Below are 12,978 nucleotides of genomic sequence, written 5' to 3' on the forward strand. Positions count from 1 at the left end.
GGGGTACTGTGCATTTTTCCGGTTGGGGTTGTGGTCGCGATAAGGATGCGCAACCGCGATTGACCGTTCAAGATATCGAAATCGTGCAGTTAAGGGTAACCACGACGTGCAGGCAATCCGTGCTTTTCTCCCGCCATGTTCTGTATGGATACATAATTAATGAGGATCACTTGTGTATACCTATGAATTACTTTAAATAACTTTAAATAAAAATTCTTTTTTATATGGGGAACAAAATTATCTGTGAATTGTCAGGAATTTCGATTTTCGGGTTAAATCTCTTTACGATACATTGATATTATAAATACTAAATTTACCTTTGATTAATAACCTTTATGATATAGCGATATGAGTATTCACTCAGTGCTGGTGCGGTAATTGTGGATCGTCATAGAGGATCCGTCTGGGCTGGCATTGTGAGGGTGGATGCAAATGCCGATGAAAAAAATAGTACCGGATAAAACAAGTGCGGTGACAGGGATCGTTAAAGAAAATATGGTGAATATCGTTGAACAGGGGGACCGTATTCAACCAGTCCCCCCGTTTAAGCCCACAACAAAAACACAATCAGGAGAATTCTCGCGGGATCTGCCATCCTATCAAAGCCACTACCTGGAACCCGGGTACCGGAGGAGATTCGGAGATGTAATTATTGGTGCAAAAAATCCTTACGCGATTGTCAACCGGAACCAGGCTATCCAACATCAGGTAATCACAAACTGGACAACAACAGATATGAAAATAAGGGAACTCAAGACCTTGATCGCGAATAACGTGAGTCCATCGGGGACTCCATTGCCTTTTGAACAGTGTTTCGATCCTGCGTATAAATCGTTAATTTTTGCTTCCAAAGACGCAATCCAAAAAGCGATATGGAGAACAGTGCAAAGTCATGCACCGCCATTTGGAACCGATGTCCATACCGCGGGCGGTGCCCAGGATCAGGCCTGTTACCAGAACCCGAATTACGTACAATCTCAGGTAAATTGGGTGAACCATCCGCCAACGTATGATGCCCCTATCCAGGGAACAGGGAGTAACTGCTGGCTGCTTGCTGCCATGAGTTCCATTGCATGGACTGACAGAACATTTTTCGAGCCGACAAATGCTGATGGTATATTCGTACTCCTCGATGATCCGAACAGCGATCCGGCAACCAATCTGGACAATTCCTTTATTTATCCTGATAACGGTCTCCCGTTAAAAACGGGTAATCTCCCAACCAGCACGAATTTTGCCTGGTCGCATTCGAAATACCTTGATATGTGGGTACCCATGTTAGAGCGGGCTTTTGCAATGCGTATGCTCTATCCGGCGAGCGTACCCGATCAGGGAGTGCAACCAAATATCTGTACTTGTTTCGGTCCGGGAAGTCCTCTCTATGCGCTCTACCTGTTGAAAGGTGACAACAACTTCAAACAATTTACCAATAAAACAGCCGATTATCCGGCTAACAATATAAATAATTTTAAATGGAGTGCCGATGATGCCCCCCTGACACTCCTCCAGGTAAATACACCCCTGCCAGCACCAGCCCCGCAGGGCACATTATGGGACTGGTTATATAATAAAAATTGCTATACGTTGAATGCCCCGAATATATTCCGCCCGACAACATACACCACCGTCGCTTTCACGTATGACACACAGGATCCGCTTGTCACATCACCTCAGGAAGGGACGCCATGCCAGTTTACGTATCCTGCACCAAAAAGTTCCGGTGTTGCCTATAACAGCGATCTGTTCGTTGCCAGCCATTCATATTCTGTTCTGGGCTCTTATATCCAGAACGGTACCAACTACATCTTATTGCGAAACCCCTGGGGACAGATAAGAACTGTTGTCAATTCAATGGCCGCTGCCAAATTCCTTGATGCAACTCTGAATATTTCCGGATTTGGTCCATTGTGGATACCGGATCCCAGTATCAAAAATTGTCCCATTGCCAATTATATATTGCAGGACGGTGTATTCGCAATGAGATTTGATAAATTCGGCCTGTATTTCCGGGGTTTAGGGTGGGTATAGATTTTTACCTTATTCCTTTCATTCAAGGATTCGCGGAAAAACAAGAAATTATCCGGTGAGACCGGGGATATCAGAAAAGCGGAGATGATCACGTGAACACCATGCTGCAGAATCCCGAACTCCTGGCAGGGATACTCGTCATCCTCCTGATCACTCCGGTTTTTATCCCTCATGTCAGTGCCGGCACGGAAACTCTTATCACTCTCAATACAACGGACTCCAACCAGTTCGCCCCGGCAATTTACGGCAACTGGATCGTCTGGGAGGATGCCCGGAACGGGGGGTGGGATATCTATGGGTACAATATCAGTTCCGGCGAAGAACGCCGGATTACCCCTGCGAGTGCAGGCGCTGTCGCCCATGTTCCCGCCATATCCGGGAATTGGGTCGTGTGGCAGGATTACCGGAACGGGAATTACGATATCTACCTGAACAATCTCTCGAATCATACAGAAAAACGGATCACCAAGGGTGCCTACGAGCACTCTGCCCCCGCAATTGACGGTAATAATATCGTGTGGCAGGATTACCGGAACGGGTATTTTGATATCTACCGGCGTAATCTTACAACATCGAAAGAGACCCTCATCTCGCCCGGTGCCCCGGGCATTGACAAAAAGTACCCTGCGATTTCCGGAAATCTCATCGTGTGGCAGGATTACCGGAACAATCCCGCAGGAAAAACAGACATTTTTATGAATGATACATCTTCGAACACATTGTATAACCTGACGCCGGGCACGCTTGCATCCAGCCAGTCTAAACCAGCAATATACGGGTCAAAGGTTGTGTGGAGGGATGAGATCCTTTCCTCCAAAGGGATTATCAATGAGACTGATACAAGGACTTTGACGTACTCGAGGATCGATTCCGGTTCAACTAATTATAAGAAAGATCGTCCCGCGATATATGGCACAAAAATAGTCTGGTTCGACAGCCGAAATCGCGCGGCCAATGGTCCCTATGATCTTTACCTGAATGACACCTCGGTTGGCCAGAATACCCGCCTTACCGGCACCAATGCATCCATCATTTCTACCGTACCTGATGCAAACGGCTATACCATGTTTGGTCCCGCCATCTACGATAACCGGGTCGTCTGGACTGACTGGAGAGATGGCAAGGGGGACATTTACCTCTATACGATCAATGCCACCGAGACCTGCCCGGTAGCGGACTTCACCATGTCCTCGCAGGGAGGTGCTGTGCCCTATACCATCAATTTCACCGATGCCACCTCAGGAGAATCAACCCCCGTTTCCCACCGGGTATGGGAATATGGCGACGGGAACCGGTCCGTTGACCCGGCAAGCCCTTCCTGGACCTATACGATCCCGGGAATATACGATGTCAGGCTTACCGTAAATAATCCCTATTGCCGGAATGAAACACCCATCAGTTCCACGTATGAGATCAGTATCGGCTCCAATCCGGTCCCCTCCTTCGTGACCAATGTCAGCTCGGGTTTTGCTCCCCTCCCGGTACAGTTCAACGATACATCGATCTCCGCCACTACCTGGAACTGGTCATTCGGTGACGGGACATGGTTCAACACAACCGATCCCCTGCAAAAAAATGCAACCAATACGTACACTGCAGCAGGAACCTATACAGCGACGCTCAATGTCAACAACACCTGGGGTTCATCGAGTGCGCAAAAAACAATCCAGGTCCTGACCGGTGCAAATAAAAATGCCGACACAACCATTCACGGAATTTCAATTTCGAGCCAGTACGGGCCGCAGTTCGTGACATTTAACACCACTACCCTTTCCGGTATTTCCGGTACCGCGCTCATCTGCACTGATCCGGCATTATTATCCCACGGTTTCCAGAATATTACGTTCCTCTCCAATGACGGCATCGGTTTTACCGTTTCCGGCACTGATATCACGGGGAACATCAGCGGCGTGATCCTTCAGACCGAAGATATCAAACCTTCAGGATTTTCGAAACGGACGGGAGATTCTCTTGTAATCAACTATGTTATCAGATCCCCGACGTACCCGGTCGGAGGAACAGTGAATACCCGGGTATGGGAGGGTGCACTTGCCAGTGATATGACGCTGTTCCAGAAAATTGCGACGCTGTCGAACTTTCTCGGGGTATCCGATCTTGCGTACACCACAAAGATCACGAAAACCGGTTTCCCCGCCGGCACTACCGCTCATATCAATATGAGTGTCAACTCCAGCTGGATCGGAGGCCCGGGCGGCCGGAACCAGACGTTTATCGAACGTATTGCTGATGGTGGTTCGACCGGGGAAGTCCTTAATACAACATTCCTGTACAATGATTCCGTAAAGAACCTGGACTACTTTGCGGCTGATTCCCCCCATGGAACCTCGACCTTCGCTCTTACTCTGCTCTCCGGTTCCGGCAACCCGTTCCAGCTGATCACCCTCACTATTACCAGCTATATCAGCCCTCCGGCACCCGAGGCTCTTTCGGCACCTTCCAATTCCGGGAGCATTTCTGATTCAGGCAGCCCGGGTACCGGCGGCGGAAAAGGTGCAGCCGTGCATGCAGTGCAGAACCAGAACAATCCCGAAATGAAGGCGCCAGCTGAACTCCCCGACCCCGGCAAGACAGCATCGCTCTATTCCAACGCAAACGGCATGATAACCCAGGAAACGAACCTGAAGTCAACCGACAACCTTGCCACGGTGACGATCGGGCAGGGTGTTTTGGCGAAGGACGGGACCGGCAACCCGGTATCTTCGATCAGTATTGCCTCGATCCCTCAGGCAGATGTTCCGTCATTGCCTGCCGGGCAGGCAGTATCCTTTGCCGGGAAGGCGTACGAACTCAGCCCCAACGGGGCTACGTTTTCACCGGCAATCACCCTTTCGTTCACGGTCCCGGAGGCCCAATGGGGGAGGGAATATGCCATCAGGGAATTTGATCATACATCCGGTACCTGGCAGGATCTCCCGAGCAGTTTCGATGCGAAGACGGGGATTGTTACTGCCGAGGTGAATAATTTCTGCTGTTTTGCCCTTTTCTCAAAAGCCGCAGCGCAAACCGTTGCTACGGCCGCTGTAAAAACTCCTGCCGCCGCGATAGCCCGGCAGGCACCCGCACAACCCCCGTCAACGGCCGTATCGATCTTCTTCGGGATGATCCAGTGGGTCGCTGACAACGCATTGAAGAACAGCCTTCTTTTCGCCGCTTTAATCATCATCTGTATACTTGTCTATGCCGGCCTGTCCGTTTACCGTAACAGACATGGGCCATGATGTATTTTTCCGGTTATCTGGTTCTTTTCACACCCCCGCTATCCTGATCGGATGCGATATCAACCCGGATCGCCTTCACAATCCCCATGGCGATGATGATCACCGGGACGATCTCGAGCCGGCCAAGCCACATCAGGATAATGAACATCCACTTGATGGCAAGGGGACTTGCCCCGCTGATGAAGCCAACGGTCAGTCCTGCATTACTCAACGCGGAAACGATCTCGAAAACCACCTCGTCCAACCGGAATGACGTGATATAAATATGAAGTGAGATGATGGTGGCGAAAAAGATCGTCAGCACATAGATGACGATGACGAGCAGGTTCTTCGATATTGCCAGGTCAGAGATCTCTTTTGAGTGCGACCTGCCGCCAACCCGCAGGGGAATAAGGACACGGCTGCTGACAAAAAACCTGCGGAACCACCATTTGACACCGTCATACACGAGTACCAGGCGGTTTACCTTGACACCCCCGGCAGTACTCCCCATGGCACCCCCGATAAAAACCATCATGGTCACGATGGCAAGGGGAATGGATGCCCAGTAGTGGGGATCCGAATTCTGCAACCCGCACGTGCAGAGGCCTGAAATTGCCGTAAACGTTCCCTGCCGGAATGCTGAAGCCAGGGAGAGATTCCCGAAAATAAACAGATCGCTCGAGACAATAACCGACCCCACGAATGCGATAAAGAGCAGGATCCGGACCGTCCGGTCCCGGAGCATCCCGCCGATCTTCCCCCTATACAGGAAGAAAAAGACCTTGAACGGGATTGCGCCGGCAAGCATGACGGGGATTAAGAGCATTTCAAGAACCGGGTTGTTGTAATAGGACAGGCCGCCGGTATGGATGGTGAACCCCCCGGTGGCGATCGTGGTCATGACGAGATTCAGGGAATCCCATACGGGAATTCCTGCAAGCATGACAAGACCGGTGAACCCCAGGGTCAGGACAAGGTAAATCATCCATATCCTCCGGCTGGTCGAGGCGGACGATGATACCAGCTCCGCCTCCCTTCCTTCTGCGCGATAGAGCCGGAAGAGGGAGACACGGGTCTTGCTGTGCAGGGAGACCCCAAACACGATGATACCTACTCCGCCAATCCATTGCATGAACGAGCGCCAGAACAGGATTGTTTTCGGGGTCTGGTCCAGGGAGGGGATCATGGAAAACGCCGTTCCTGTCCAGCCGGACATGGCCTCAAAGATGCTGTCGGTAGAGGACATGTGCATGCCGAATATGAAGGGGAGTGCACCGACGAATGCAATCGCCAGCCAGGATAAGGCTACTGCCGAAAGTGTCACCGAAAAGGAGGGCTCGAGATCCTCGTAAGGGACGTGAGCAATCAAAAAACCCATGACAAGGAATGTTACCGGTGCGGTTGCCATGGGCAGGATGAGGTTCCATTCCCCGAAGATCACCAGGACAAGAAACGGCAGGAAGGAGACGATGCCGAGGAACTCGAAAATGAGCCCCATATCATGCGCGATCATCGCAATGTGCTCAAACCGCTTCATCAGATAACCAAGCTGATTAGAATTGTTATATTGTTATGGGTATTGTTCCGTGTTTTAACCACAATCACCCTTTTAATTCCGGGCCCCGAACATTAGGTAATCTTATGTATATGTTCCGTAACGACCAGTTCCCGTTCATCCTCATGGTCATCCTGAGTGTAGCCGGAATTATCCTGTTCTGGTCTATTATGGATATGGTCCTTTTGGGAGCGTCCCTGGCGATCGTTCTTCTCCCCCTCCACGACCGCCTGTCGCAGCATACCCGTCCCCTTATTTCAGCGGTCCTCGTTACCGCCGGGATCATCGGTGCGTCCGGGGTCGTGGTCTGGTTCACCCTCACCATTTTTTCTTCGAATGCCCCGACCCTCTCCGGGATGTTCACCACCATCGGCACCTGGATCAACAGTTCCTCGACAACCCCGGTTGCCTTCGGTGTACCTCTCAATAAGGCCAGTTTCACCAGCCTCCTCACTACCGGGAATACCATTTTTGTCGATTACCAGGACACACTCATCACCAACCTGACCCTCATTGCCTTCAAGGCCTTCATCTTTTTCTTTACGCTCGTGGTGCTTCTTCTTCACGGCGAGGAACTGAAAAAGCGGATCATGGACCGGATGCCGGTCCACCTCAGTTTTTTCGTGAACAGGCTGACCGATGTGACCGTCGATACGCTGTACGCGATTTATGTTGTCCAGGTTGCCATCGCGGTCCTCACATTTTTCATCGCGATCCCGGTCTTTTACCTGCTGGGATACGGGAATATTTTCTTTTATTCATTTTTTGCAGCCTTCTGCGAACTTGTGCCCGTTCTCGGATCATCGGTCGCATTCCTTCTCGTCGGGGCATATGCCCTTGCCATTGGTGACCTGCCGGGCGTCATGATCCTGTTTTTCCTTGGGTATATTGTCGTATCCTGCATGCCGGAGATTTTTATCCGGCCGGTGCTTGTCGGCCGGCGCGTCAAGATCAACCCGGTCATCATGTTTGTCGGTATCATCGGGGGGCTCCTTACCATGGGCCTGGCCGGGTTTGTCCTTGGACCCGTACTCGTTGTCCTCCTCATCACCAGTTACCGGATGTATATCCAGGACCGGAAAGATCGCGCTGATTTCCCACCCGCTGCAGAGTAGCGTGAGACAGGATTTCAGAACCCGGCTTTGAAAGGAAAACATTATCCCTGTTTCTGATGAGAGTATTGGAAGAATGCTCGGGGACTATTTTACTACACCAGGTATCGTTAAATCGATGGGACTGGTATTCGGTGACATCGGTACAAGTCCGATTTATACGCTCACCGCGATCTTCCTCCTCATCCCCCCCACTCCCGGGAATGTCATGGGGATCCTTTCCCTGATCATCTGGACCCTTACCCTCCTGGTCACGGTTGAATACACGTACCTCGCGATGCATCTGGGTAAGAAAGGTGAAGGCGGGACGATCGTGCTGAAGGAGATCCTCCTGCCCCTCCTCAAATCCGGTAACCAGATCGCGTTCGTATCCCTTCTTGCCATTGTCGGTATATCGCTTTTCATCGGGGACTGTGTCATCACCCCCGCGATCACCATCCTCTCGGCTGTTGAAGGTGTACTCCTGATACCCGGATTTGAGAATACCGCCCAGGCCTCACTGATGCTCGTTGCCGGTATCATTGCGATCATTCTTTTCTCCATCCAGGCTCGGGGTTCCGAGAAAGTTGCATGGGCATTCGGCCCGGTGATGGTCATCTGGTTCCTCACTCTTGCCATCGGGGGAGGTATTGCACTCGTCGAAGCTCCCCAGGTGCTTTTCGCACTGAGCCCGATGTACGGGATTGATTACCTCCTGCATAATGGTCTGGCCGGTTTTCTCATCCTCTCTTCCGTGATCCTCTGTGCAACCGGCGGGGAGGCACTCTATGCTGATATGGGGCACCTTGGCCGGGAACCGATCATCCGGGCGTGGTACCTGGTCTTCATTGCACTTGCGATCAATTACTTCGGACAGGGTGCATTCCTGATCGCCCACCCCGGTTCCCAGAATATTCTTTTTGAAATGATGTATTCTGAAATGAAGATGCTGTATATCCCGTTCCTGCTCCTGAGTATTGCTGCATCGGTTATTGCATCGCAGGCGATGATCTCCGGGATTTTTTCCATTGTCTACCAGGGGATCACCACCCACATCCTGCCGCTCTTCCGCGTTGAATATACCTCGCCGCAACTCCGTTCACAGATCTATATCGATATCGTGAACTGGTGTCTGCTGTTCGCGGTCCTCATGATCATCATCATATTCAGGTCGTCCAATAACCTTACCCATGCCTATGGCCTTGCGGTCAGCGGGACGATGGCCATCACCGGCATCATGATCCTGTGGATCTTCCTCCTCCGGGGGTCCATTGTCAAGAGTCTTATTGCCGCGGTAGTGTTGCTGGTGAATTTCGTCTTCCTTATCGCCAACCTTCACAAGATCCCCTATGGCGGGTACATCTCTCTCCTTATCGCGTTCATCCCGTTCTGTATCATCATGATCTATGTCAATGGCCAGAAGAAACTCGCCAATGCGTTAAGACCGATCCCGCTCGAAGACTTCCTCCCGAAGTTCAACGAAGTGTATGCCTCGACCAACCGCATATCGGGCTCGGCCCTGTTCTTTGCCCGGGATTTCCGGCGTCTCCCCCAGTATATCCCGCGGATCATGTTCACGAACACTATCGTCTATGATGATAACATCATCATCTCCATCATCCGGACGGAGCAGCCCTTCGGGGTGACGTGGGGCGTGACGCGGGAGTTGACAAAAGGTCTCTCTATCTTCGAGATCTATCTCGGGTACATGGAGATTGTCGATATCGGGAACATCTTAAAAGAGGCCGAGATCGATGAGAAGACCATCTTCTATGGCATGGAGGATATTGTCACCACACATTTCATCTGGCGGCTGTTTGCTGTCCTCAAGCGGGTGTCGCCTTCGATGGTCCAGTTCTACAAACTCCCCTCGGACAAGATCCACGGCGTCGTGACACGCGTGGATATGTGATCCCGGGGTGTTTATTCCCCACGGAAGATCTGCTCACGGTCCGGGATATAAACAATTGTTCCGGAGAAACGGGCACGAACCTGTTCCTTCACCTCCGGATGATGATTCTTTACTATCCCTGAGTCTCCCCCAGCACATGCCGGATATTCTGCCCTGCCTGACATCTGCACAAAGAAAATATGGTACCCGCTCCCAGTGATAGTGGGCGTGGATATCCGAGACCGGCCAAAGGAGCGGGATTTAGGGTCCCGTCGCGCAGGCGTTCGCAGGTTCGAATCCTGCTCCACGCATCGTTACTCGTGAATCATGGTCAGGATCATCTTGAACCGTTTCCCCGCCTTGAGTGCGTGGGGGATATTCGCGGGCATGATGATCAGCTGGCCCTCGTTGAGCACGAACGTATTTTTATCAATGGTGATCTCTGCTTCCCCGTCGATGATGGTGGCAATCGCATCGAACGGGGCCGTGTGTTCGGAAAGGCCTTCACCGGCATCGAAGGCAAAGAGCGTGATGATGCCGGTCTTTTTGTAGACGAGCATGCGGCTGACCACTGAGCCGTCCTGGTAGGCAATGAGCTCTTTCGGGTCGAGGACCCGGCCTGCGAGGGGTTCATTCTTTCTGTCGGGCATAGGAGGATCAGATCCCGTTAGGTGTCAAAACTCATAGAAGTTGGGATTGAAGGAGACGCTTGTCTGTTTTTCGGGCAAGAGTCCGGTTATAAAAAGGTTAATTTGGATTTCTACCGGGTCGAGCCGGGTAATGCAAGAATGGAGGTAAAACGGTGAAAATCATTCTATGATATCATTTCCGATTCTTTTTCATGAGCGGTTTCTTCATCATCACTGCGACCCGATTCCCGGTAGAGCCAGTATGCGATAATGAAAAGGATGGGCAACCCGATCGGGATTACAAAACCGGCAGGTCCGTGAAGGGCAAAACCATACTGAATGAAGAGGGCGATCAGAAAAAAGATACCGGCACCCGCATCGATTAAAGCCCCTTGTTTCAAGAGTTTATTTTCTCGTTTTACATAAGAAAACGCTATACTAAGGAAAGCCAGGAGCAGAAGGCAGGCACCAAAAAACCAGAATATTTCAGAAAAAACTGTTCGTTGGCCATTGATTGTCCCATTCAGGACAAGAACGACTTCGCTCGGAAGAACGATGAGCGCCGATTGATTATCGACCACGATATACCGGAATAATACCCATTGTATGCCAGATCCAACCCATTCCCCGATGACATAAATATCAACAGGTATCAACAGGAGAAGGAATTGAAGGATCGGTGAGAGTTTGAATTTGTCCATGATAGAAAAATATAGGGTGGACAAGCATATTGAGCATTGTGAATTTGACCGTCATTTCATTCCAGAAAATGTGGTTATTTTGATGGGTGCATCGGGTTCACCACTATCAGACATACGTATCCAATAGCACCTGCTGGGTTCCTTCGTTAAAATTTCCTACGGCCACTACGCGGTTATTCTTCCCGGCAAATCCCATACTTGATGTTGCAACAACCTCAGTGCCAACCACAAGCACATCTCCTCCGGAATTCATATATCCGAGTCCGTTAAGAGAAGGATTGTACGTGACGGGGTTTCCTGAACCCGAAGTTACGGTTACATTCACTGCATTGCAGAGTGGGGCATCCTGTCCGCCGGCATAGGTTACATAAATATGACTTCCATCTGGTTTTGAAACCGTCACTGCCACGGATTTTTGTTTCTGGACGGCCCCTGCCATACCGAACACGAACGCGGCGATAACGGCCGCGAGAATCACCGTGACTGCCAGCATCAGCATCGTGCCGATAACCGGAGATACACCCCCCTCAGTTTCCTTTGATCGCATTTGAGGATTCCTGCTCACGAATCAGTATTTCATCACTGACTTCATATATCTCTGTACAAAAAAACTTATATATAAATCTATACAGGAAACGTATGGTTTTGATCGTTGTTAAAAAAATTTCATGAAAATTGAGGAACAGGAAAAAATTTCGTTCCTGATGACGTGCTATATAAAAAATTTTCAGTTCCTGTGAATTATAAAAAAATCTTTCCAGCTATAAAAACAAGATTTCATCTCGTGAAATAAGTGAGATTACGTCAAATCTTACAAAAACGAACAATACTCTTAAAAAAATTGAATATAATCAGAGGAAGGTATCCAGTATTACCTGCTGGGTGCCGTCATTGAAATTGGCGGTTACGGTAACATGGGATTTCGCCCCATAGGCCGTTGTGTCAGTTGCCGTAATTGAATTGCCAACAGAGGGCGATAACCAACCCATACTGTTTTTGGCAACGGAGTATGTTATTGTTCCTGGTGTAGCAGCCGAATCAGTTACCGTGACGTTGGCACCCATGAATGATGTTGCATCCTGTCCACCCTGGTAGGTGACAGAAATTACCGTCGCAGTCGGTTTCTGTGCCGTTGCCGCGATAACCTTGGTCTTGCTGATGTTTCCTGCCATGCCGAACACGAACGCGGCGATAACGGCCGCGAGGATCACCGTGATTGCGACCATCAAGATCACACCAATGACCGGTGATACTGCCTCGTCATTCTTTTTTGTAAACGTCATTTTGTCAAACACCTAATAAATGTCCCTATCCGGACATGACAATGTACAATTAACCTAATTGTAATGCATGTATATTAAGGTTTGTAATTGAATGGAGATGTTAACTATGCTTTACAAATGAATCCGTATGAAAAATCGGTGTATTTTTTTGGTTTTTTTAATTGTTGGAATTTTTTATATTACTCTATCAAATAAAATTCCCCTACGACGGATAACCGATCCTATTTACAAGCCTGGATTGAACAACCCCGTATCTATGTAACATCAGGAGTTCGCATACCGGATGAGGAAACCACACTGATTATATTTTTGTGAAATCGGCTATTATCCCGAACCGGAAAAACCCTTGTGATGGGTGCGATCCGTTATACTACCGGAATGAACAATTGAGAGAAGAGAACCGTCAGTGTAAACGTGCTGTCGGGGAAATTCTCCGAACCGGGATTTCTTACACCTGAAAAAATTGAATATAATCAGAGGAAGGTATCCAGTATTACCTGCTGGGTGCCGTCATTGAAATTGGCGGTTACGGTAACATGGGATTTCGCCCCATAGGCCGTTGTGTCAGTTGCCGTAATT

Annotated in this window: 9 protein-coding genes and 1 tRNA gene; 5 read left to right on the top strand and 5 right to left on the bottom strand. The window is 49.8% G+C overall.

Features of this window, described 5'->3' with window-relative positions; genetic code table 11:
* The first annotated feature begins 432 nt into the window (after positions 1-432).
* Both ABSG49_RS06720 and ABSG49_RS06725 read left to right on the top strand, forming a co-directional pair.
* Complete coding sequence (locus ABSG49_RS06720) at positions 433-2,028, top strand: calpain family cysteine peptidase (RefSeq protein ID WP_424025351.1); 1,596 nt, start codon at positions 433-435, stop codon at positions 2,026-2,028.
* Positions 2,029-2,129: 101 nt separating this feature from the next.
* Positions 2,130-5,267, top strand: coding sequence for a PKD domain-containing protein (locus tag ABSG49_RS06725; RefSeq protein ID WP_424025362.1), 3,138 nt, complete (start codon positions 2,130-2,132; stop codon positions 5,265-5,267).
* Between the two features lie 13 nt (positions 5,268-5,280).
* On the opposite strand, the gene ABSG49_RS06730 is transcribed toward ABSG49_RS06725, so the two are convergent.
* Positions 5,281-6,786 carry a TrkH family potassium uptake protein gene (locus ABSG49_RS06730; RefSeq protein ID WP_424025352.1) on the bottom strand — a complete coding sequence of 502 codons (1,506 nt, stop codon included), beginning with the start codon at positions 6,784-6,786 and terminating at the stop codon, positions 5,281-5,283.
* 104 nt (positions 6,787-6,890) lie between these two features.
* Here ABSG49_RS06730 and ABSG49_RS06735 point away from each other — a divergent pair, with 104 nt between their 5' ends.
* The 3 genes from ABSG49_RS06735 (at position 6,891) to ABSG49_RS06745 (ending at position 10,097) form a co-directional block, all read left to right on the top strand.
* Complete coding sequence (locus tag ABSG49_RS06735; RefSeq protein WP_424025353.1) at positions 6,891-7,919, top strand: AI-2E family transporter; 1,029 nt, start codon at positions 6,891-6,893, stop codon at positions 7,917-7,919.
* A gap of 73 nt (positions 7,920-7,992) precedes the next feature.
* Positions 7,993-9,807, top strand: a complete 1,815-nt coding sequence (locus ABSG49_RS06740) for a KUP/HAK/KT family potassium transporter (RefSeq protein WP_424025354.1) — start codon at positions 7,993-7,995, stop codon at positions 9,805-9,807.
* Between the two features lie 205 nt (positions 9,808-10,012).
* A tRNA-Leu gene (locus ABSG49_RS06745) sits at positions 10,013-10,097 on the top strand.
* A gap of 3 nt (positions 10,098-10,100) precedes the next feature.
* Here the strand turns inward: ABSG49_RS06745 and ABSG49_RS06750 are convergent.
* The 4 genes from ABSG49_RS06750 to ABSG49_RS06765 form a co-directional block, all read right to left on the bottom strand.
* Positions 10,101-10,436: a cupin domain-containing protein gene (locus ABSG49_RS06750; RefSeq protein WP_424025355.1), complete on the bottom strand. Its 336-nt coding sequence runs from the start codon at positions 10,434-10,436 to the stop codon at positions 10,101-10,103.
* A gap of 164 nt (positions 10,437-10,600) precedes the next feature.
* Positions 10,601-11,116 (bottom strand): hypothetical protein, encoded by a 516-nt coding sequence (locus ABSG49_RS06755; RefSeq protein ID WP_424025356.1) that lies wholly within the window; start codon positions 11,114-11,116, stop codon positions 10,601-10,603.
* 106 nt (positions 11,117-11,222) lie between these two features.
* Entirely contained in the window at positions 11,223-11,663 is a 441-nt protein-coding gene (locus ABSG49_RS06760; RefSeq protein WP_424025357.1) for a type IV pilin N-terminal domain-containing protein, read from the bottom strand.
* A gap of 304 nt (positions 11,664-11,967) precedes the next feature.
* Positions 11,968-12,399 (bottom strand): type IV pilin domain-containing protein, encoded by a 432-nt coding sequence (locus ABSG49_RS06765; protein ID WP_424025358.1) that lies wholly within the window; start codon positions 12,397-12,399, stop codon positions 11,968-11,970.
* Positions 12,400-12,978 lie beyond the last annotated feature (579 nt).

This window comes from Methanoregula sp. (assembly GCF_049510175.1).
Classification (GTDB): Archaea; Halobacteriota; Methanomicrobia; order Methanomicrobiales; family Methanospirillaceae; genus Methanoregula.